This is a genomic window from Methylomonas sp. HW2-6 (assembly GCF_052474525.1).
In genome coordinates this window covers 3051704-3073733 of the sequence record NZ_CP184124.1, presented here as the reverse complement: position 1 = coordinate 3073733, position 22030 = coordinate 3051704, and the positions used below count along the sequence as shown (strand labels likewise).

At 51.8% G+C, this 22030-nt stretch carries 20 protein-coding genes and 2 tRNA genes; 13 read left to right on the top strand and 9 right to left on the bottom strand.

The window, feature by feature from the left end; all coding sequences use genetic code 11:
- The first annotated feature begins 14 nt into the window (after positions 1-14).
- Complete coding sequence (truA, locus tag ACH518_RS14995) at positions 15-818, top strand: tRNA pseudouridine(38-40) synthase TruA (RefSeq protein WP_445370668.1); 804 nt, start codon at positions 15-17, stop codon at positions 816-818.
- Between the two features lie 112 nt (positions 819-930).
- A tRNA-Leu gene (locus ACH518_RS14990) sits at positions 931-1017 on the top strand.
- A gap of 164 nt (positions 1018-1181) precedes the next feature.
- Here the strand turns inward: ACH518_RS14990 and ACH518_RS14985 are convergent.
- The gene (locus ACH518_RS14985; protein WP_445370667.1) at positions 1182-2069 is read right to left on the bottom strand and encodes a fructosamine kinase family protein; all 888 of its coding nucleotides are present in this window, start codon (positions 2067-2069) and stop codon (positions 1182-1184) included.
- Positions 2070-2079: 10 nt separating this feature from the next.
- A complete protein-coding gene (locus ACH518_RS14980; RefSeq protein ID WP_445370666.1) occupies positions 2080-3744 on the bottom strand; it encodes a glutamine--tRNA ligase/YqeY domain fusion protein in 1665 nt (554 codons plus the stop codon).
- A 234-nt stretch (positions 3745-3978) separates the two neighbouring features.
- Here ACH518_RS14980 and rpoH point away from each other — a divergent pair, with 234 nt between their 5' ends.
- The 3 genes from rpoH to ACH518_RS14965 all read left to right on the top strand — a co-directional run bounded on the left by rpoH (position 3979) and on the right by ACH518_RS14965 (position 5607).
- Positions 3979-4833: an RNA polymerase sigma factor RpoH gene (gene rpoH / locus ACH518_RS14975; protein ID WP_140912955.1), complete on the top strand. Its 855-nt coding sequence runs from the start codon at positions 3979-3981 to the stop codon at positions 4831-4833.
- Between the two features lie 51 nt (positions 4834-4884).
- Positions 4885-4969 (top strand) — tRNA-Leu (locus ACH518_RS14970).
- 167 nt (positions 4970-5136) lie between these two features.
- Positions 5137-5607, top strand: coding sequence for an integrase arm-type DNA-binding domain-containing protein (locus tag ACH518_RS14965; RefSeq protein WP_445370665.1), 471 nt, complete (start codon positions 5137-5139; stop codon positions 5605-5607).
- 506 nt (positions 5608-6113) lie between these two features.
- Here the strand turns inward: ACH518_RS14965 and ACH518_RS14960 are convergent.
- Genes ACH518_RS14960 through ACH518_RS14950 form a run of 3 tightly spaced genes read right to left on the bottom strand, consistent with a single transcriptional unit; the run spans position 6114 to position 7370 of the window.
- Positions 6114-6365: a transposase gene (locus tag ACH518_RS14960; protein ID WP_445370664.1), complete on the bottom strand. Its 252-nt coding sequence runs from the start codon at positions 6363-6365 to the stop codon at positions 6114-6116.
- Positions 6366-6372: 7 nt separating this feature from the next.
- Positions 6373-6969 carry an IS630 family transposase gene (locus tag ACH518_RS14955; RefSeq protein WP_445370166.1) on the bottom strand — a complete coding sequence of 199 codons (597 nt, stop codon included), beginning with the start codon at positions 6967-6969 and terminating at the stop codon, positions 6373-6375.
- The gene (locus ACH518_RS14950) at positions 6888-7370 is read right to left on the bottom strand and encodes a helix-turn-helix domain-containing protein (protein ID WP_445370167.1); all 483 of its coding nucleotides are present in this window, start codon (positions 7368-7370) and stop codon (positions 6888-6890) included. The genes ACH518_RS14955 and ACH518_RS14950 overlap by 82 nt, the downstream gene beginning before the upstream one ends.
- A gap of 81 nt (positions 7371-7451) precedes the next feature.
- Between ACH518_RS14950 and ACH518_RS14945 the strand changes: the two genes are divergently transcribed.
- The 5 genes from ACH518_RS14945 (at position 7452) to ftsH (ending at position 14222) form a co-directional block, all read left to right on the top strand.
- The gene (locus ACH518_RS14945) at positions 7452-8228 is read left to right on the top strand and encodes a DNA adenine methylase (RefSeq protein ID WP_445373003.1); all 777 of its coding nucleotides are present in this window, start codon (positions 7452-7454) and stop codon (positions 8226-8228) included.
- 63 nt (positions 8229-8291) lie between these two features.
- Positions 8292-9785 (top strand): DGQHR domain-containing protein, encoded by a 1494-nt coding sequence (locus ACH518_RS14940; protein ID WP_445370663.1) that lies wholly within the window; start codon positions 8292-8294, stop codon positions 9783-9785.
- A gap of 3 nt (positions 9786-9788) precedes the next feature.
- Positions 9789-11114 (top strand): hypothetical protein, encoded by a 1326-nt coding sequence (locus tag ACH518_RS14935; RefSeq protein ID WP_445370662.1) that lies wholly within the window; start codon positions 9789-9791, stop codon positions 11112-11114.
- Between the two features lie 535 nt (positions 11115-11649).
- On the top strand, positions 11650-12114 hold the full coding sequence (locus ACH518_RS14930) for an Arm DNA-binding domain-containing protein (protein WP_445370661.1): 465 nt from the start codon (positions 11650-11652) through the stop codon (positions 12112-12114).
- Between the two features lie 179 nt (positions 12115-12293).
- Positions 12294-14222, top strand: a complete 1929-nt coding sequence (gene ftsH, locus ACH518_RS14925) for an ATP-dependent zinc metalloprotease FtsH (protein ID WP_445370660.1) — start codon at positions 12294-12296, stop codon at positions 14220-14222.
- Positions 14223-14915: 693 nt separating this feature from the next.
- Here the strand turns inward: ftsH and ACH518_RS14920 are convergent.
- Positions 14916-16232, bottom strand: coding sequence for a PepSY-associated TM helix domain-containing protein (locus ACH518_RS14920; RefSeq protein WP_445370659.1), 1317 nt, complete (start codon positions 16230-16232; stop codon positions 14916-14918).
- A 231-nt stretch (positions 16233-16463) separates the two neighbouring features.
- Between ACH518_RS14920 and ACH518_RS14915 the strand changes: the two genes are divergently transcribed.
- The 3 genes from ACH518_RS14915 to ACH518_RS14905 all read left to right on the top strand — a co-directional run bounded on the left by ACH518_RS14915 (position 16464) and on the right by ACH518_RS14905 (position 19365).
- Positions 16464-18725 carry a DNA internalization-related competence protein ComEC/Rec2 gene (locus ACH518_RS14915; protein ID WP_445370658.1) on the top strand — a complete coding sequence of 754 codons (2262 nt, stop codon included), beginning with the start codon at positions 16464-16466 and terminating at the stop codon, positions 18723-18725.
- A gap of 90 nt (positions 18726-18815) precedes the next feature.
- The gene (locus ACH518_RS14910; RefSeq protein WP_140912959.1) at positions 18816-19190 is read left to right on the top strand and encodes a PilZ domain-containing protein; all 375 of its coding nucleotides are present in this window, start codon (positions 18816-18818) and stop codon (positions 19188-19190) included.
- Positions 19180-19365, top strand: coding sequence for a YbdD/YjiX family protein (locus tag ACH518_RS14905; RefSeq protein ID WP_140912960.1), 186 nt, complete (start codon positions 19180-19182; stop codon positions 19363-19365). Before ACH518_RS14910 ends, ACH518_RS14905 begins: the two co-directional genes overlap by 11 nt.
- Positions 19366-19371: 6 nt before the next feature.
- Here the strand turns inward: ACH518_RS14905 and ACH518_RS14900 are convergent, their stop codons facing one another.
- From ACH518_RS14900 to ACH518_RS14890, 3 genes are all read right to left on the bottom strand, one after another.
- Complete coding sequence (locus ACH518_RS14900; RefSeq protein ID WP_140912961.1) at positions 19372-20619, bottom strand: hypothetical protein; 1248 nt, start codon at positions 20617-20619, stop codon at positions 19372-19374.
- Positions 20620-20688: 69 nt separating this feature from the next.
- The gene (locus tag ACH518_RS14895) at positions 20689-21030 is read right to left on the bottom strand and encodes a hypothetical protein (protein ID WP_140912962.1); all 342 of its coding nucleotides are present in this window, start codon (positions 21028-21030) and stop codon (positions 20689-20691) included.
- 121 nt (positions 21031-21151) lie between these two features.
- The gene (locus ACH518_RS14890) at positions 21152-22030 is read right to left on the bottom strand and encodes an HDOD domain-containing protein (protein ID WP_140912963.1); all 879 of its coding nucleotides are present in this window, start codon (positions 22028-22030) and stop codon (positions 21152-21154) included.

Below are 22030 nucleotides of genomic sequence, written 5' to 3'. Positions count from 1 at the left end.
GGCGTGCCACCCGTATGAATCGCATTGTTTTAGGCATCGAATACGACGGCAGCGCTTACGCCGGCTGGCAATGGCAGCAGAGTAAGCGCACCGTGCAAGGCGAACTGGAACGTGCCTTGAGCAAAATCGCCTGCGCGCCGATCAGTGTGTTATGCGCTGGCCGCACCGATGCCGGCGTCCATGCGCTGGAACAAGTGGTGCATTTCGATAGCCCGGTGCAGCGCGATTTGCGCGGCTGGTTGATGGGTGGCAACAGCCATTTGCCGGACGATATCCGGATTACCTGGGCGCAGCCGGCGGTTGCCGACTTTCACGCCAGATACAGCGCCATTGCCCGAGCTTACCGCTATGTGATTTTGAACCGGCCGACAAAATCGGCCCTGCTGCGCAACCAGGCGACGTGGTGCTATTGGCCGCTGGACGAGCAGCGTATGCACCGAGCCGCTCAGCATTTGCTCGGCGAACACGATTTTTCCTCGTTTCGCGCCCAAAGCTGCCAATCGGTCAGTCCGAACCGATTGATGTATTTCATCGATGTTTACCGCGACGGCGAGAAAGTGGTGATCGATTTATGCGCCAATGCCTTTTTGCATCATATGGTGCGCAATATCGCCGGCGTATTGATCGAAATCGGTAGTGGTAAACAGCCTGAGGATTGGACTGCCGAGCTATTGGTCGCCAAGGACCGTACTAGAGCTGCAATGACGGCGCCGCCCCATGGTCTGCATCTGGCCGCGGTGTATTACCCAAGCGAATATGGCGTCGCCAAACATCCGCTTTTCGATAGGTTGCCGGCTAACGCCAAGCGGTTTGATTGACGCGAACGGTTTGGCCGGCGTTTGCTGGACGGGGCCAGTCATTCGTTATTTAGGTAGATCAGAGTTGACATCTACGCTGGCGATCTATACAATGGCGACTTCACTTGACTCAGCCGAGGTGGTGAAATTGGTAGACGCGCTAGCTTCAGGTGCTAGTGGGGGTAACCCCGTGGAGGTTCAAGTCCTCTCCTCGGCACCATTTATTTTTTCCGGATAAATGGCCTTTGTAATTCCCGAATTTTATTACCGATAAGCCTCAAAGACATACCTTTGTCTTTGAATCGCGTTTCATAACTCTTGCATCAAGAGCACTTCTTTGGCGAGCATCCCTTTCAGTTCCGCCGCGGTAACTTTTGTTTGAGATTATTTCAATTCCGAGAGCAGTTGCTCTAGCATACGGTTAGCCTGACTTAAATAGCCCGAGCCGAACAAATTCAAGTGGTTGAGAATATGGTAGAGGTTGTACAAGGTTTTGCGGACTTTGTAGCCTGGATCCAAAGGGTAGTGCGCTTGGTACGCCGAATAGAATTCTTGCCCGAAACCGCCGAACAATTCGGTCATGGCAATATCCGCTTCGCGGTCGCCGTAATAGCAGGCCGGATCGAACATCACCGGCTTCCCCTGGCTGTCGGCGGCAGCGTTGCCGCCCCATAAATCGCCATGCAACAGGGATGGTTGCGGTCGATAGCTGTCGAATAGGCTGTTTAGCCGTTCCTGAAGTTTTTCCCCCTGTTTTTGCAGTGTGCCGCGATGGCCGTTTTCGGCGGCAAGTTGCAATTGCTTGCCCAGGCGCTGGTCGCGCCAAAATTCCATCCAGTCATGATGCCTCGGGTTGTATTGAGGAGTTGAGCCTATGGTGTTGTCGATGGTCCAGCCAAAGTAGGCTTGCGGTTGGAGGTGTATGCGGGCCAGTTGTTCGCCGAATAGTGCGGCAGCACCGGCTGACAAGGAGCGCAGTTCGATGTATTCCAAAACCAGGTAGGCGTATTGCTGATGCTGGCCATGGCAGACCACATTCGGGATGCGAACAGCGCCGATACCGGCCAATTCGGTCAAGCCGACGGCTTCGGCAGCAAACATGTCGGCCAATTCCGCTCGGTTAAGTTTGATAAACCAGTCGATACCCCGGCTTTGTAACCGATAAGCGGAATTGATGTCGCCGCCGCCGACGCTAGTCAGGCGAGCTTCGGCCAGATTTTGTCCGGTCGATTGCGCCAGATGCCGCATCAAGGGTTGCAATCGGTCCGACATCGGCAGGCCTTTATTTTCCCCAGCTGTCGCGTAAGGTCACGGTACGATTGAATACCAATTTGCCGGCTTTGCTATCCAGGTCGTCCAGGTAGAAATATCCGGTGCGTTCGAATTGGTAGCGCGTGTCTGGTGCCGGCTTGGCTAAGCTGGCTTCCAGGCGGCAGTCGCTAAGAATTTCCAGTGAGTTGGGATTGATGCCGTCGAGGAAATTATCCAGCGTGTCCGGGTTGGGGTGGCTGAACAAGCGGTCGTATAAACGCAATTCCGCCGGGATGGAATGCGCCTCGGATACCCAATGGATGACGCCTTTGACTTTGCGGCCTTCCGGGGTTTTGCCCAAGGTTGCGGGGTCGTAGCTGCAAATGAGTTCGACAACGTTGCCGGCAGCGTCTTTGATTACCTCATCGCATTTGATGACATAAGAGCCGCGCAAGCGCACTTCGCCGCCCGGCACCAGACGTTTGAAGTCTTTGGGCGGATTTTCCATGAAGTCGTCTTGTTCGATCAATATGACTTTGCCGAACGGCACTTCGCGGCTACCCATTTCCGGTTTTTGCGGATGGTTGGCAATCTGGTAGGTTTCGGTTTTGCCGTCTTCCCAGTTGCTGATCGTCACTTTCAGTGGTCGCAGCACCGCCATCGCTCGTGGTGCCCGCTCGTTCAAATCTTCGCGGATACAGTTTTCCAACACCCCCATCTCGATCCAGGAATCGTTTTTGGTCACGCCGATCCGTTCGCAGAAATCGCGAATCGCTTCCGGGGTGAATCCGGCGCGGCGTAGGCCGGAAATGGTCGGCATCCGCGGATCGTCCCAGCCGGAAACATGCTTCTCGGTGACCAATTGCAGCAGTTTGCGCTTGCTGACGATGGTGTATTCCAATTGCAGGCGGGCGAATTCGATTTGTTGCGGATGGCAAGGTGTGTTCAATTTATCCAACACCCAGTCGTACAAAGGTCGATGGTCTTCAAATTCCAAAGTACAGATCGAGTGGGTGATACCTTCCAGCATGTCAGACAAGCAATGGGTGTAGTCGTACATCGGGTAGATGCACCATGCGTCCCCGGTGCGGTGGTGGTGTACCCGGCGGATGCGGTAGATCACCGGATCGCGCATGTTGATATTCGGTGACGCCATATCGATTTTGGCGCGCAGCACATATTGGCCGTCGTTGAACTCGCCGGCGCGCATGCGTTGGAATAAATCCAGGTTGTCATCGATGCTGCGGTTGCGATCCGGGCTTTCTTTGCCCGGTTGAGTCAAGGTGCCGCGGTCCATGCGCATTTGTTCTGAACTGGAACTGTCGACATAAGCGTCGCCTTGTTTAATCAACTGCACCGCGTAGTCGTAGAGCTGTTCAAAATAATCCGAGGCGTGGAATTTGCCGGCATATTTGAACCCAAGCCAAGCGACGTCGCGCTCGATCGACTCCATGTACTCGACGCTTTCCTTTTCCGGATTGGTGTCGTCGAAGCGCAAATTACAGGTGCCTTTGTTTTCCAGTGCCAGAGTGAAATTCAGACAGATCGATTTGGCATGGCCGATATGCAGATAGCCGTTAGGCTCTGGCGGGAAGCGGGTGGCAACCTTGCCCTGGTTTTTGTTGGAGGCCAAGTCGGCGGCAATAATATGGCGAATGAAATTAGGCGCGGCGGTGCTGTTATCGTTGGCGGACATGTTCGGTTGCGAGTTGAGGTTTTAGATTTTTTGCGAGAACGCTGATAAAAGCTAAGCGTCCAGTCATTTTAACGAGTTTGTCGTGAGCCCGTAAAGGCGAATGCAAACCGCGATAGAAGCCGGAAAATGGTTTATCGCACTGATATATAAAGAAATTGTTAAATTATTAGCACTCTTGTTAAACGAGTGCTAGAATTCGGACATGTCTAATTTTTCAGAAAAATCGAGGAAGATATGAGTAACAGCTTGGCTTTACCCATCAATTTGTCGGTTGGGACTTTTGATTCATACTTGAACCTGATTGCGCAGATGCCCAAGCTCAGCGCCGAACAGGAGCAGGAACTGGCTTTACGTTACCGCGATCGTGGTGATTTGGAAGCAGCGCGCGAATTGGTGATGACGAACCTGCGGTTTGTCGCCCACGTGGCGCGCGGGTACTCCGGATATGGTCTACCGATGGCCGATATCGTGCAGGAAGGCAATATCGGCTTGATGAAAGCAGTCAAACGATTCGACCCCGACATGGGCGTACGTTTGGTGTCGTTCGCGGTCCATTGGATCAAAGCCGAAATCCACGAATATGTGATCCGGAACTGGCGTATCGTCAAAGTCGCCACAACCAAAGCGCAGCGTAAATTGTTTTTCAATCTACGTAAATTCAAAAAGGAATTGAGCTATCTAACGCGGGAAGATGCCGAAGCGATTGCCGAAAATCTGGACGTAGACGTCAAAACCGTCTACGAGATGGAGCGGCGGCTGGACGGTCGCGACGTGGGGCTGGAGCCCACTGGCGACGATAGCGAAGATCAGGTGCAGGCCCCGATTGCCTACCTGGAACAACACGGCGCCGACCCGGCATTAATGCTCGAAGCCAGCGACTGGGAGGGTCGCAAGGAAGAGCTGCTGATGGATGCCATGGCGGGGCTGGACGAAAGGAGCAGGGATATTCTGGCTAGCCGTTGGTTGGTCGAAGAAAAAGCTACATTGCACGAGCTTGCCGATCGGTATCAAGTATCTGCAGAACGGATTCGGCAGCTTGAGCAAAACGCGATGAAGAAACTCCGAGCGGCGGTGACATTAGAAGCTTGATAAAAAAACATTTGTCATTTCTGAATATTTCAGTATAATGACGCTTTCTTTGCCGGGGTGGTGAAACTGGTAGACGCGCCGGATTCAAAATCCGGTTCCTTCGGGAGTGTCGGTTCGATTCCGACCCTCGGTACCACCTACCTATCTAAGGTAGTCCAAAGAAATTTAAAAACCCGCGAGCCTCAAGGCTTAGCGGGTTTTTTATTGTTCAACGAAATGTAGGGGGCATACACCCAAAAGTGTGTCCTTCATTGTGTCCTTTTCTATAATGCCTCTCTCCGAGGACACGATTGAAGACGCACAATGGCGCTCCATCTCAATAAAGACACGATTTACAGGCGGCAAAGCCTCGCGATAAAGAATACTTTATCAACGACAGGGGAGGGCTTTATCTGGTCGTCGGAAAAAACGGCACCGAAATATGGAAGTTCGTCTTTACCTTCAAAGGGAAGCGAAAAACTTTTGTTTGGCGTGCATCCGGACACCACGTTGGAAAATGTCAGGCGCAAAGCTGAAGAAGCCCGAAACAATTTTGCCGACGGCATCGATCCAAGCGAAATCAGAAAGCAATCCAGGGCTGAAATTGCCCAAGTCGCCGAAAATCAACCCGGCTCGAAGCCGGCTTGTCTATCGTTAACAGCTTCGAACACATCGCCCGACAGTGGCTCGAATCGTCGGCGCATAAGTGCGCGATATTACTCACCAAAAGAAAATCCGCCGCTTCGAACTCTACGTGTTTCCGGAAATTGGCCAAAAGCCGATCGGGGAAGTTAAATCGCCAGAAGTCTTTTTTTCGGCGCGTTGAAATCGTTTATTGTCCGCCGATCGGGAAGGACAAAATGACGATGCACGGCTTCCGGGCAATGGCCAGGACTATACTTGACGAAGTGTTGGGCGTGAGGCCGGACTTTATCGAACACCAGCTCGCCCATGCGGTCCGCGCCCCCAACGGCCGCGCTTGCAATAGGACGGCGCATTTACCGGAACGGCACAGGATGAAGCAGCAATAGGCGGATTATTTAGATGCCCTAAAGAACAAAATCATTGACAGTTAGACAGTGTGGAATTGATACAGAAGAAGCAAAGGTGTATAGATAAAGAAAAGTGACTAAACCGACAATGATTTACTTCAAGAAACCAGTTATATTAATCAATGCTGTCTAATATCTATATTCGTTCATTCCAACAACTACCTGAATGAAGGTCTGATAATTACTAAAATAATACACATGGATTAGCTTCAAATGCCAAAGCAGGACTTAAATAACCTTAATAAGCGCCTAGCAAAAAGTTAACGTGTATTGCGAGCCAAACCCGTGACCAATTTCGTCAATGGCTTGCTCAAGTTCATCCGGCGTAAATGTCTTGAATGGCAGCCATTCATATTTCATTTTATGCCACAGCAATTCAATCCGGTTCAGCTCGGGACTGTAGGGTGGCAGGAAATAAAATCGCATCCCTTTTTCTTCCAACAAATCCCAATAAGGTTTCAGTTTCTTGGCAGTATGAATGGATGCATTATCCAAAATCACTAAGCGCCTAGCAAAAAGTTAACGTGTATTGCGAGCCAAACCCGTGACCAATTTCGTCAATGGCTTGCTCAAGTTCATCCGGCGTAAATGTCTTGAATGGCAGCCATTCATATTTCATTTTATGCCACAGCAATTCAATCCGGTTCAGCTCGGGACTGTAGGGTGGCAGGAAATAAAATCGCATCCCTTTTTCTTCCAACAAATCCCAATAAGGTTTCAGTTTCTTGGCAGTATGAATGGATGCATTATCCAAAATCACTACCAAGGGTTTGCTGACGCGGTCGATCAACGCCATCAGAAAGCCAAAGAACCATAGACCATTTACGCTTTGCCACAGTTTAGCCAGTATTAATCGGCCGGATGACAGCATGGCACCGATCACATTCAAGCGTAGTGCACGCTTAGCAGTAATGGCATGGACTTCTCCGCTTTTTGTCCAAGCTGAACGATTCGGTGGTTGTGGCGCAAACCCCGCTTCGTCCACATAGGCCAATTCAATTTCACCAGCTTGAGCTTGCTTAATCAGTTCAGCGATGTCTTGTCGGGCCTGCTCGAAGCGCTCGGGATCGCGCTTTTTTTTAAACTGTAACGAGTGCGTTTCCACACATAGCCCATGCGTTTTAACTCGTTCCGCAAGGTGCCAGCACTAATCGTTACTCCGCACTCCGTCGTTAGACGACTAACCAATACCCGGCAGTTCAAAGGTTCCGCATCGATCCATTCCTTGAGTTGGCTTCGATGCGCGTCAGTCAACTTGCTCGGCGCACCACTACGCGGTTGATCCGGTAAGCTGTTTAGTCCGTTTCTCCACCACTTTCGTCGCCGCTCGCGGACTGCTTCCGGCTTCACCCCCTGATGCTCTGCAATAGCAACGACTGTTTGACCCTCGGATAACATCAAAATGGTTTCCGCACGCTCCCGTTCTCGCCAATCACTCCCTTTCTTGATGATTAGCTGTAGTTGCTCTCGTTCGCTTTCTCTCAATTCTATGGGCCTTACCCGCATTCCGTCGCCACCACCGTATCTAAAACCCTGCTATTTTACTGCATGCCTATTTGTTGTTAAGCGCTTACGCTTCCACCATTTCTGAAATGGGCAGGTGGAAAACGATGGCTTGCTCGACAGATCGCTGAATTGGCAACCCCCATTAACGGTCGATACATTGAACCATTTCTTGGAAGCGGTGCCGTTTTCTTTGCAATTCAACCAACTCAAGCAATCCTTTCAGATATCAATGCTGATCTTATTAATACGTACAATGCAATAAAATTAAATCCAAAACGTATTTTCGAATTATTACTATTACACCATAAGCATCATTCAAAAGAATATTATTACACTATTCGGGAATATAAGCCACGCTGCGAATTTAGAATGGCAGCACGATTTATCTATTTAAATCGAACATGCTGGAATGGATTGTATAGAGTTAATCGCAAAGGTGAGTTTAATGTACCAATAGGAACAAAGTCTAATGTAATAATGGAAACAGATGATTGGTTTAGATTATCGGATATTTTAAAATTTACTGATGTCGTCTGCGCTGATTTTGAAGAAACTATTGATAAAGCTGTGAGTGGCGATTTGATTTTTGCAGATCCACCTTACACGGTAAAGCATAATTATAATGGTTTCATAAAATACAATGACTCACTTTTTTCGTGGGATGATCAAGTCAGATTACGCGACTCCCTATTAAGAGCAAAATCCAGAGGAGTAAAGATTTTCGCTACAAATGCGTATCACACCTCTATTCATGAGCTTTATCAAAACGACTTCAACTTAGATTCTTTAACACGAGCAAGTGTGCTTGCGGGATCCTCATCGCATCGTGGCCGCTATGAAGAATTGTTAATTAGCTGAGTCATTTTTTATTTTATACCAGAAAAATTTTAATAAAAATCTAGAAATTCAAAGGCATAAATCATGGGTAATAATAACCAGTTTATGGCATTACGCTTTAAACAATGGCTAAGTGAATGGGATCACTTGGATTTCAATCATGCCGATGGAAGAAAAAAGCCAGAGCCTACAATATATATCTTTAGCATGTCCGCTAATAAGCTCCGAAGGCTTTGTGGAGTATTCCCTCGTGAACGAGACATTAATGGTGCTACCGGTATTCAGCGGGCACATGAAAAAGATCGGTCGACGCTAATTAGGGACTATGTTAGATATGGTTATCCGTACTGCGAATTGACAGCAAGACAACGCTCAAGCTTTGATGCCACAAACTTACGTAAGCCGGGATGGCTTCCAACAGCAATTGTAGTCAATATTCTTAATCCAAATGACGAACGTAGAGGAAAAAAGGTAGAACCATTCGATGCAATAACCGTCGAAGATAGAGATAACTCAACAAGCATTCTTTCACTTCCCGATAGTTTTTCTGGCGAAGATTGGAAACCTAAGGGATTCCCTCCATTAGAAGTCATCGATGGTCAACATCGGCTATTTGCTTTTGACCCCAGTGGTGATATCGATAACTTTGAATTACCCATAGTTGCATTCCACGGACTAGATCTAGGCTGGCAAGCTTACATTTTTTGGTCAATTAATGTATCACCCAAGAAAATTAATCCCAGTCACGCATTCGATCTATATCCTTTGCTCCGCTCTCAAGATTGGTTAGAGGGTTTCTCAGAAACTTATATTTACAGAGAAGCTAGAGCGCAAGAGCTCACTGAAATCCTTTATAGACATGCTGATAGCCCATGGAAACATAGAATAAATATGCTGGGGGAGAAAAACAAGAAACAAGTAACTCAGGCAGCGTGGGTAAGATCCCTCTTCAATACTTATTTAGCATCTGGAAAAGGCCGCGCTCCAAAAGGATTATTTGGATGCAATCTTAGCAATTTACACGGCCCACTAACCTGGAGTCGGTCTCAGCAAGCTGCATTTCTAATTGCTATTTGGGCGGAGCTAGAAACGTCAATTCGAAACAATACATCATCTTCTTGGCTCCAGTCTTTTGATAGAACCAATGGAATTCTTGATGACAATTTTGACCCAGCTTTTTCCGGTTCGGCGTCATTGCTCAACCAAGATCAAGGAATTCGGGGGGTGCTATCGATAACCAATGATTTATTTTATGCTCGCGCAATTGAAGCTGGCCTTCATAAATGGGAAATCGATGATATTTCTGATGTAGAAACCAAGGATCATTACGTATCAAAAGCTTATCAAGAAATACAACAACAAGAATTTTATTATTTAATTCGAGAGCTTTGCCAGCTACTCTCACAATATGATTGGCGATCAGCTGATTTATTAAGCGGCGAGGAAAAACTAAAGAAACAAGCACTACGCGGCACGGGAGGCTATGGCGTCTTTAAAATGTATTTATTGCAATTTGTGTCAGAAGCTGATAATCCTTTTAGTGCTTGTGCACTGCAGCTATTAAACAATAGCGAGTAAACTATGGTCCTTTCACTTACGGAAGAAAATGGAATTAATGTAGCAGGTAGAGGGTATGTTGTTTCGTCTCTTCAGCGCCTTGTTATACAACAAAACCCAAATTGGTTATCTAATGGCCATAAGCTTCGTAATGGTGTAAATGCCAAACACGCACCTGGAAAAAGTAAACACGCATCCGACGACGAAATAGCAGAATATCTTGCCACCAGCGCACCTACCCATTGTCTAAATGGGTGGTCTTATTTGTCGCGTGCATTGAGTAGTTTAACGGCCGGGGATCCACATTCTGCTTGGCATTTTGCATATTACGCAGAACTGAGAGCGGCTCTCTCGATATTAGCCGCTAGTGGTATTGGTGTATTTAATGAATGGAATTCGGTAATAGATTCTTCTGGTTTACTTATTAAAATTGATGAAAAAGATAAACCAGTTAAGGGAACCCATTCAATGGCATGGTTAGCCTTGAAGCAATGGGTAAAGCATAATCCAGAGGCGAGACAATCACTTGAAAGAGCTATTTCCTTTAGAAGTTGCTCGCTTGGAGACGCGATTACCCAGCTATCACTAGGTACAACAGGTTATTTATGTGTATACAAATGGCTGACTGAGTGGGCTTTTGATATTTCCATGGGAACTCAAGATAGAAAGCATCGCAATGCGGCCAGTTATACTCCTCATGAGTTTTTTTCGCTTCAAATTTCAACTAAAGAACTATACGATTATATTTCAGAGTTTTGGTTTTTACTTGAACCACAGTCTGGCGGAGCATTCTATCAACTAGATAGGTATTTGTTCCGTGTTGCATTGTTGGATACAATCAACAGTCAACCTAAATCGATTAATAGCCCATCAATACCTCCAATTGTTGCCGGGTATCGTAGACTTGACCCAACTATTCAGAACCATCTTCCTTTAGAGTTTTTAAAACGACAATCTGATCCGTCTGATCCATCTGTTTTTCAATATGCAAAACAAACCAAAAATCCACCTACATCGCCATTAACAATTCTTTCCAGAGCCACTTTATTATTACGAATATCCACTGGAATAGTTTCTAGATTATTTTTCGATGCTGGAATTCCTAAAAATTACGACCTTGATTTCTGGTTTTCTCCGTTTGGAGTTCAGCGGGGCTTTTGGAATAGTGGTGATGAACCTTCATCAATGATGGATCTTTGGACAGACGTAGATGAATCCTTACATGATTTTTCGGACATATTTCAGAATGGTTCGCATCCAAGCCACAAAGATTTGCTCAATAATCAGAACAATGGTTTTCCTCATATTTGGGAAGCTGAACGTGCCGCATTATGGTGTTTGTCAACTTGATCACGATTTTAATTGTCTTTAACCAAATTCCTTCAACAACGCCATCCGCTCAGCCTTCGACAGTGTCCCGATCAAACTGGCGGCGAGTTCTAGGGTGCTGGCGATGGGCGGGCTTAGCCAGCGTTGGAAGCCTAGTTGCATGACGAAGCGGGCGGCTCAGTCGGGGTTTGAGCAGCTGCAGTTCAGGTCGGCGATGGTTTTTTCGTCGTTTAGGTTCTGGCGCGAAACGATGTGGGCTTTTTTCAGGCAGTTGAGACAATTGATTTGCATGGCGGTGGTCGGCAGTCGGCGATTTCTGCATTATGCCCGCGCGCCGGCCAGTTTGCATGTTGGCCGTTGATTTGTTAATGATCTTTCCGACCGGATAGCCCGACGGGGCGAAAAGCGGGTTTCGTCAGCTCGTTTCCGGTATTCCATTCTGACGGCTACGCTTTGACGCAGTGACAATGCTGCTGGTGTATTTTTCCGGAGAAGGCAATTGGTAACAGCTTGCATTTTTAGTGTTTGGTTATTTTAAAAAAATCATGGATTCTTTTTGGAAAAACAAATACTTAAATACATTTTGGCTCGCAATGCCAAACCAGTAGGCAAAGACTTTCGCCTAAACGACGGTTCTGGATTGTATTTGCTGGTTAAGACCAACGGCGCCAAATGGTGGCGATTCGATTATTCCATCGACGGTCGCCGAAAAACTATTTCTCTTGGCGTTTATCCCTCAACCAGCTTAACCGATGCCAGGCGTAATACGGACGAAGCCCGCGCGCCTGTGGTCAACGGCAGCGATTCCAGCAAAATTCGAAAACCCAAAAAACACCAAATAGAGTGTGTTAGAACAGGAAAGGCGCCTCAAAGCCGGCCTGTGCTGATTAACAGCTTCAATATGTCACCCGAGAATGGCTGGCGTCGCCCGCTCACCCCGTTCGAGATATTGCCCAACAAAAGAAACTGCGTCGTTTCGAGTTATATGTCTTCCAGGCGATCGGGTAAATGCGGATCGTAAGACCGGAGGTGTGAGGTCTTAGGATGTTATCGCCATCGTCCAGCCGCTGATCATCAAAAACCAATGAGACCGCGCGCCTCGAGTGACGGCGGAGAAAGTCGCTAGTTGATAAGTCGATAAAATACGGTAAAAGTGGAGTAGAGTATTTTGCGAATAAGAAACTAACGAGGGCGAAGGTCATGATAGATAAGCAAAAAATCGGCGAGATTTACCGGCTTGCGGTCGAATGGCTGAATGCGGCCTGGGCTTGGCTACAGGGGCGTTGGCGCGCTTTTAATGCCAAAAGCTCGGATGGCGCCGGCCAATCCGGCAGCGACGCGCCGAAGCAATCGCGATTCTGGTTGTATCTGCTTTTAGGTATTTTCCTGTTGTCGATTTTTGCCGGCGGTGAACGTATCCAAGGCCGGGAAATCCCGTATAGCCAGTTCATCAATCTGGTCAATGAAGACAAAGTGGAAAATGCCGTCGTGACCCAGCGCTTCATTAACGGCACCTTGAAGCAGGAAGACCAAAAGATCGGCAAACAATTTTTCACGATACCGCTGTGGGACGAGTCGTTGGTCAAAAACCTGCAGGCGCATAAGGTCGAATATGTGGTCAGGAGCGGCGACAACTGGGCCAGCAGCTTGTTGTTCAATTGGATCATTCCGATCGCGATTTTTGCCGGCATCTGGATGTGGCTGTTACCGAAAATGGCCGGTGGAGGCGGTCGCGGTTTTCTGAATCTGGGTAACAAAATGCGCATCCAGCAGGAAACCTCGAAAACCACGTTCGACGACGTCGCCGGCGCCGACAGTGCCAAACAGGAACTAAAGGAAACCATCGAATTTTTAAAAGCGCCGGAAAAACTGCAAAAGCTGGGCGGGCGGATGCCGAAAGGCGTGCTGCTGGTCGGCTCGCCGGGTACCGGGAAAACCTTGCTGGCGCGGGCCGTTTCCGGCGAGGCCGGCGTGCCGTTCTTCAATATCAGCGCTTCCGAATTTATCGAATTATTCGTCGGTGTCGGCGCGGCGCGGGTGCGGGACTTGTTCGAACAGGCCCGGCAGAAAGCCCCTTGCATCATTTTCATCGACGAACTGGATGCGATCGGCCGCTCTCGCGGCGGGCCGGTGGTGATGGGCGGCAACGACGAACGCGAGCAGACCTTGAACCAATTATTGACCGAAATGGACGGTTTCGACGCCGCTTCCGGCGTCGTGGTGATGGCCGCCACCAATCGGCCGGAAATTCTGGACAAGGCCTTGTTGCGCGCCGGCCGTTTCGACCGGCAAATCGTGGTCGACAAGCCCGATCAACTGGATCGGGTGGCAATCCTGAAATTGCACACTAAAGGCATGCAACTGGACAAAGACGTCGATCTGGCCATCGTTGCCAAGCGCACCCCCGGTTTCGTCGGCGCCGATCTATCCAATATTGCCAACGAGGCGGCGATTTTGGCGGCTCGGGCCGGCCGCGACACCGTGAACATGGCCGATTTCGAAGCGGCGATCGACCGGGTTATGGCCGGGCCGGAAAAGAAAAACCGTGTACTCGGCCCGGAGGAAAAACGCCGGGTGGCTTACCACGAAGCCGGCCATGCCTTGGTTGCCGAGAACGTGCCGACCGGCCAGCCGGTTCACAAAATCTCGATCATTCCGCGCGGCGTATCGGCGCTGGGATTTACTTTGCAACTGCCGGTCGAAGAAAAATACCTGTCCACCGAAGCGGAACTGAAAGACCAAATCGCCATACTGCTGGCCGGAAGGGTGGCCGAGCAACTGGCGTTGCAGAGCGTTTCAACCGGCGCCCAAAACGACCTGGAAAAAGCCAGCGAAATTGCCCGCAACATGGTGTGTTACCTGGGTATGAGTAAAAAACTGGGGCCGTTGATTTACGGCCAACGCCAGCAGCTGCAGTTTTTGGCCGGAGACGTTACCGAACAGCGTAACTACAGCGAAGAAACCGCGCGCGTGGTCGATGCCGAAGTTCGCGAGCTGGTCGAAGATGCCGAACGCCGGGCCCACAAAATTCTGACCAGTAAGCGTGGCCAGTTGGATCGGCTCGCCGAGTTGTTGCAAGACCGGGAAGTAATACAGCGAGAAGAGATGTTGGAGTTGATCGGCGCATAGCGGCGTAGCCCTTTGTTACGTTGGAAGGGATGCCTGGCAGTCCGGCGGCTTTCGCATGTCGCCGGATTGAACATATCTGCTGACCGTGAACGGCGCTGGTGCCGGAATCAGGCGATATATTCAACATGAAGACTGTTAAAGCGTAGTGTCGAAAAATTTTACAAGTATTTGTTGAATAATGAGTTTTCCGGTATTTGCAGAGCCAGTTGGGGACGATTGTTTCTGCATATTTGTTTAGCCGGATAAGGCTTTATGACTAGTCGGAAATTTTTACATATTTCTGTAACAAAGACCTGTTTCGTGTGAAGATCGTCACATAAAGTAGTTATTTTTTCTTGCTTATTCAGTAATCGCACAAATTTTGCTTGGTGCCTGTGCGTAGGGAAAGTCTTTAAGAATTGTGATTTTAGCGATAGCGAGGCAAAGATTATGGACACCAAGAAAAACGACACATCAAATAAGAATCTCGGCGGCGATTGCAGCCATTCGTCTCTGGCAAAAGAATTGGTAATGGGCTTGCCGACCGGAAGTTTCGTCTGCGCTCATTGCGGCAAGCCATTGTCATCGATACTTAGGGCCGATAGAAGATAGGTTGTCGCCGACACGGACGGCAGGTTGGTATCCAAAGCCTGTCGTTCCCAAATTCAATACCGGCCCGTATGTCGTCAACGCCATATACACTGGGCTTTTCGGTTAATGCCGCAATCGATTCAATATTTCTCGAGCGGCGTTGCCACTCCAGGTTTGAATCCGTGGCCGGAGGGCGGCCCAAGCGGCGCCAATCCGTCTTGCAGAGCCAGCGGTTTTGCGTCTGGTTCTATCGGCCAGCGCTGCCCAGTCGACCTGGCGGTCCGCTATCCAGCCGTGCCGATATAGCCAATGCAGTAAGCCGGAAACGAACAACAAGGTTGGAGTCAGTCCGGCGCAGAACCATAGAAAACGGCCGCCGCCACCGACGGCTTCCCCGGTGTGTAAGGGCCAAAGCCAGACCGTGAATGTCTGACCCAACGAGAACCGGTGCGGATTGCGGACGTCTCGGATTTGCCCGCTCCAGCGGTCGACCCAGACCGTGGTAAACGGGTGATGTTGGTTGATTTCGTCGCGCTGGCGCAGATTGACGCGATACACGCCCAGCTCGCCGGCCGGCGTGGTTACTCGCCTGACCTCGGAACTGGGAAACGGTCCGCGGGCGACCAAAATCGCTTCGCCCACCGATACTGGCCTATCGTTCGGAACCGCGGTACTGCGCACGTTGGGGCCGGCGTCGCCGTGGCCCATGCCTTCGGCCGAAGTCAGGCTTTCCAGTAACGGCGGATAGGCCAAATGGAGGCCGGTGAACGCCAGCAACAGCAAAAATCCGGCCGCTGCCAAGCCCAACCAGCGGTGGAGGTCGAATATCAGCCCGATCAGACTGTCATCGCGGCGGACGCGGAAAGCGCAGGCCAGATTTCGCCAGCCCGGCCACCACAAATACAGGCCGCTGACGGTAGACAGCATCAGCAAGCCGCCCAGAATGGCCATCCCGTTACGGCCGGCGGCGTCCAGTTGCAATTGGGCGTGCAGGTCCAGGAGCCAGGTGGCGAAGGTCTGGCCCCACAATCGGCTGTCCAACACCGCTCCAGTGTAGGGGTTGATCGAAACCATCAATGGTGCGTAAAACGCGTCGACGCTTTCCTTGGGTTTGTCGAACCAGGCGGTCAGCGGCCGGTCCGGCGCGAGCGGCATTTCCAGTGTCCAGGCGCCGTGGCGGTCGGGATGGGCGGTACGTAACGAAGCCAGGATTTTATCCAGCGGCAGCGGAGCGCCATCGCGCGGAATCTCGATCCGCAGTTGCGGATTGAACAGGCTGTCCAGTTCCTCGCGGTAAACGCTGAGGCTGCCGGTCAGGCCGATCAGCGCAAATACCAATCCCAGGCCCAGCGCCAATAACAAATGGCATTGGCGCCAGAATTTTCGGGCGTTGACGATAAAGCGGGGGCGGACGATCAGTGGGTAATACGGTTCAGGCATGGTTGGGTTTGCGCTATATTGCAGGTCGTACACGGCCAGGCGAATCGGGGCCGGCTCCGCGTTTTCGCTTCGTGACGCCGACACCGCGAAAAAAATCGGCGCAGTTTAACGCGTTTCCTTGCCGCAGTTGGCCGAAAAATCGACTAGACTGGCCGGATTGTTTGGCCGCATAGATTCGATGGTAGAGTTAAAAAGCAAATCGGCACCGGCTGTTCCGGGAGAAAATCAACAATGACCGGCTACAGCTTGGCGTTTTTTGCCGGCATTGTTGCGGTTCAGCAATTCAGCCGCTTGCCGAATTCGGCGGAATGGCTCGGCTTGGCGGCGCTCGCGCTGCTGGCCTGCGTCAGGCGCCATTATGCCGTGTTGAGTTTGTTGCTTGGCCTGGCTTGGGCTTGCGCATTCGGCGCTTGGCGTTTGGCGCAACAATTGCCGGACCGTTACCAAAATACCGAAATAGAAGTCGAGGGCTACATCGCCAGTCTGCCGCAGGTTCAGGAACATCGAACCGGTTTCGATTTTGTGGTTACGAGCGCGCCGGATGCGGTTCCTGAGAAGATGCGCTTGTCCTGGTATACGCCGGAGTTCGAACTGAAAGCGGGGCAAAGTTGGCGGTTTCAGGTCAAGTTGCGAAAACCCCATGGCCGTTTCAATCCCAGCGGTTTCGATTACGAAGCCTGGCTGTTTGCCAATCACATTGGCGCCACGGGTTACGTCAAGAGCAAGCCGCCGCCGCAACGGATCGCCGACAGCGCCAGCCTGGGCCGCTATCTTGCAGTCTGCCGCAATCTGATCGCGGACAAAATCGACGCGGCATTGCCGGGAAGTTCGCAACTTGGCGTGATAAAGGCATTGACCATTGGCACCCAGAACGCAATCAGCCAACAACAATGGCAAATCTTCCGCATCACGGGTGTCGTACATTTGATCGTTATTTCCGGATCGCACATCGGCCTGATTGCCGGCTGGTTCTATCTGGCGACGCGGCGAATCTGGATTAACTTGGGTTTGCTCGGCATTTCGCCGCAATCGGCCGCCGCGCCGGTTGCTTGGCTGGCGGCGCTGTTCTATGCCGGTTTGGCCGGATTCTCGGCGCCGACGGAGCGGGCGGTAATCATGCTTGGCGTGGCGCTGGCGGCAATTGCCTGGCAACGCAATCCGGCACCGACACAGGTGCTGCTGTGGGCCTTGTTGGCTGTCGTGCTTGCCGATCCGTTGGCGGTTTTGTCAGTCGGCTTTTGGTTGTCGTTTGTGGCTGTGGCCTTATTGATGTATGTCTCGGTCGGACGGCTGGCACGTCCCGCCTATTGGCGGGATTTGGTCGTGGCACAATGGGCCAGTTTGCTTGGCCTGGCGCCGCTATTGGTCTTGTTTTTCCAACAGGTGTCCTTGATCGCGCCGCTGGCGAACTGGTTGGCGGTGCCGCTGATCGGAATCGTGGTGGTACCGTTGGCATTGTTGGCTATCGCGCTGTTGTTCGTCTGGCCGGCTGCTGCGAGCATTTTATTGCAGGTGGCAGATTCGGTATTACAGGGCTTGTGGTGGCTATTGCAGCATCTGGCAGCACTGCCTTTGTCGCAATTGAGTTTAGCGTCGCCGCCCTGGTACGCACTGCCACTGGCGACAATCGGCATTCTGCTGGCGTTGGCGCCGCGCGGCTTTCCGGGGCGGCAGCTGAGTCCGTTGCTGCTGATTCCATTATTTTTTCCCGCTATCGACAAACCCAAGTCCGGTGAATTCGGCTTGACGCTGTTGGATGTCGGCCAGGGCCTGGCTACGGTGGTGCGGACCGCCGATCACGTGTTGCTGTTCGACACCGGGGCCAAATATTCCGAATTTTCCGATATGGGCGAATCGGTGGTGCTGCCCTTCCTGCGTTTGCGCGGTATTGCCAAGGTCGATGCGCTAATTGTCAGTCATGGTGATAACGACCATAGCGGCGGTGCCGAATCGGTACTGGCCGAACTGCCGGTAGAGCGCCTGCTGAGCAGCGTTCCGGAGTGGGCCGAGCGCGAGCGTGCCGGTTATTGCCGGGCCGGGCAGGAATGGCTGTGGGACGATGTGCGTTTCCGGATGTTGGCGCCGCCGCAGCCGGCATTCAATAAAGAAAACGATAATTCCTGCGTATTGCAGGTCATCGCGGCCGGACAGAGTGCACTGCTGACCGGCGACATAGAGCAGACTGCCGAAGCCTGGTTGACTGCGACTTACGGCGGCGAGCTAGCCAGTCGGATATTGGTTGCACCGCACCATGGCAGCAAGACCTCATCGACCCAGGCGTTTTTGGATGCGGTTAAGCCCGAATGGGTGTTGATCCCGGCGGGTTACGCCAACCGTTTCGGCTTTCCCCATCGCCAAGTGCTGGAACGTTATCGGCAACTCCCGGCTGCGGTGATGAATACCGCTGAACTGGGCGCAATCGATATCGTGAGCAGCGGCCAGTCTCCGGTGGCGGAGCGGCCACGGCGACGGCGCTATTGGCATTCGGACTAGCCGGAATGTTAGCCGGGAAGCCGAGATGAATTGTGCCGGCCGGAGGTTTGTGCCTATACTCTGGCAAACCGAACACAGGAGTACCGATTCGTGCAGAACGAAAACCGCAGCAGAATACGTTTTAATCCGGCCGGATTAGTCGCCCACATTATTATCGATCCGCCGCCGCCCGGCGGGGAAATCGTCATCGACGGTCAAGTGGTGGATATGAGTTACAGCGGAATCAAAATCCGTTTGCGGGAGCCGTTGGGTCAAGCTATCGAAGAGGCCGAGTTACGTATTTCGATTGTATTGCCGGAGTCGGGAATACCGGTGTCGATTCACGGCACCATCAAGCATATTCAGGAAGAACAAGAGTGCGGTTTGCAATACGACCCCGACAGGCACCAAGAACACGAATTGGACGATCTGATGTTCGAATGCGTCAAACTGGCGCCGCAGCCGGAAGCGGTTCATGAAATTTGATTCGCAAGCGTGGTTGCAGGTCTGGCGCACTCTGAACGGCGATGCGGCCTACCAGCGCTATTTGCGCCATTGGCAGGCCGAGCATGCCGGCCAACAGGCCGAACCGCTCAGCCGCAAGGCGTTTTTCGCCGCCGAAACCCGCCGCAAATGGAGCGGCGTCAAACGCTGCTGCTGACGCCCGTCAATCGATGGTCTGTATCCAATGGCAACGTTCGTTGACGACGGGCGCGGTTTTGTCGTTGGCGATACCTTTCGCGATCATCGCCACCACTCGCTCGTCAGTATCGTAGCCGATGTGGGCATCCATCGGGTTGGCAAGCTTGCCCAAACCGAACGCATCGTAAACCCGGGCTACGTTGATGTTGATGTTGGTAACATCAATGCACAGCCGCGAGTCCAGATACTTGTTGACGAAGTCGTGCGGGATCGCATAACTGAGTAGATCGTTGGGGTCGCTGAATGCAATCACCGACGTTTTCGCGAGTATCCGTTCGCCGTATTTGGCGCCATTGCTGTTGCAATAGGCCTCGGCTTGGTTGGCGACTTCCGGTAGGCTGCGCCCCAACTGCAACATCGGCAATTGGTTGGACATCATGTAGATCGGCACTTCCTTGTTTTTCAAGACATTAGTTAGCGCGGTGTAATAGCTGGCGGTATCGCCGTTGCTCAGTTTCGACGCCAGATGTTGCAGGCCGTCGATGGTGATCCGGCTGCCCAAACTATGCGAGACGAAGGCGTAACTGTCGTTGTAAAACGGTGTGACATTTTTGGTGGAACAGCTTTGTTGGACATCGTCCGGCAGGCTGTTCCAGTCGCCTTGTATCATCCAGCAAAACGATTGGGCAAAGGCCGACAGGATGTCTTCGCGTTTCTCTCCGAGGTAGATGATCGGATCCGGACCGGTATCGTTGGAGAACTTCTTCAATAAGTCGTTGACCTCGGCGCGGCGGAAAGACTGTTCCCCGGAATTGTCGTAAGACAGCACTTCCTTGTCCTTGGCGCTGATTTCGGACCAGGTCAGCTCGTAGAACAGCATCTCTTGAGTCCGGTCGGCATTCAGATAGCGGTTGATGCGCAAATTGCCCAACGGCCGTGCCGGCTCCTTGGCATCGGTCAAGCGGATGTTTTTGATGTTGCGGGAGGTGACGGTCAGGTCCAATTCTTTTGCCAGCTTTTCCATGAACTGGGTGGAATAGCCCGGCAAATGGTTGCCGACGCCGTGCACCATCAACAATTTCATTTTCCGGTTGGCGATTTCCAACTGCGGTTTGATGCCGCTGAATTTTTCGCCTTTGATCTCGCAGATGCGGGTGTCTTCTTCTTCCTGTTTTTCCAGGATGGCTTCGGTGATGCCTTTGCCGATACTGGCGCAGCCGGACGACAGCAGTGCCAGCGCCAGAATCGGCAGCTTCAGTTTGAGTATTTTCATGTGTGTTGCGTTTACGGGCAGGGTTGCTTGGTTGATGCCGACGGCAGGCGTGGTTTTCCGCAACGGGCGTTACTTATCCAGCTTTTTCTTCGCGGCGTCGGCTTGGGCACCGACTTTCTCGACGGTTTCCCGATATTTGGCTTGAGCCTGATTGGCGCTGTCGGCGATGGTGGCATTGTCGGTATTGGCTTCTTTGATCATGCACTCGAAATAGTCGCGCGATTTTTGTTGCCAGGTGTTGATTGCGGCAATGCTTTTATTGAAAGCATCGACATCGCTGTCATCGACGACCGGTGTTTCCGGCGGCGTACCGCAAGCGGCCGGAACCCAAGTGCCGTTGCCCAAAGTACCGGCGGTGGTGATGCTGCTGGACACCAGCAGGGCGGTCGTCGCTAAAACGGTCAGTTTCATTCGCTGTCTCCATGACGGATTTAAACGGAAATTTATCGGCCGCAAGCGGCCGCGGGGTTTGCCGGCGGGATTATTCCGCAACCCAGCGCCAATGCCAATCGCCGGCATAAAAAATGGCGGCTTAGCTGAGCATTTGCCGGATATGTTCGATCTCGTCCTTGGCCTGGTCGAGGATGTTGATGCTCAGATCGGCGTCCAGGTTCCCGGCCGCCAATTTTTTGTAGGCCGGCAGTTCGTCCATCTTCGGCATTTGTTTGACGTCGACTTTGCCGATGAAACTGTGCAATTGCGAAATCATCACGATGTCACTGTAGCTGGCCGATTCGCCACTGTCGCGCCGCCAGTTTTCGGCGTGAATGATCACGTCCTCGAAGTCGGCCGGGAAGTCCCATTTGCGCACGATCTGCACGCCGATCGGGCTGCGCAATTCGCGCACGGCTTCGGCCAGGTCGCCCGGATTATCCAGAATGTCCGGTTGCCTATCGGCATATGCCAAAATCGGGACCACGCCAATGTCGTGGATCAGGCCGGCCAGCATGGCCCGGTCCGGATCGAAGCCCGGCGTCTTATGCGCCAGCACCGCGCTGATCGCCGCCACGTAACTGCTGTGAGCCCACAGCTCCTGCATTCTGCGGCGGATCACCGGCGAACGGGCATTGAACACGGCTTTCAAGGCAAACGCGGTGATAATGTCCTGGGCCGCTTTCAAGCCCAAACGGGTCAAGGCTTCCGGGCAACTTTCGATGCGGCGCCGACCCCGGTACAGCGGACTGTTCGAGATCTTGACCAGGCGGGCGGTGATGCTGGGGTCGATTTGCACCACGCGGGCGATCTTGTTGCTGTTGGCGCTTGGTTCGTTGATGGCGCGGCGGATTTTTAGCGATACGTCCGGAATGGTGGGCAAGGCCAGCGAATCGGATTGCATGTATTTGAAGCAATCCTGGTACAAGCGGTTTTTGGCCAGCTTGGCGCTGAGCGGATGGGTTGCGGCCTCGGTCAT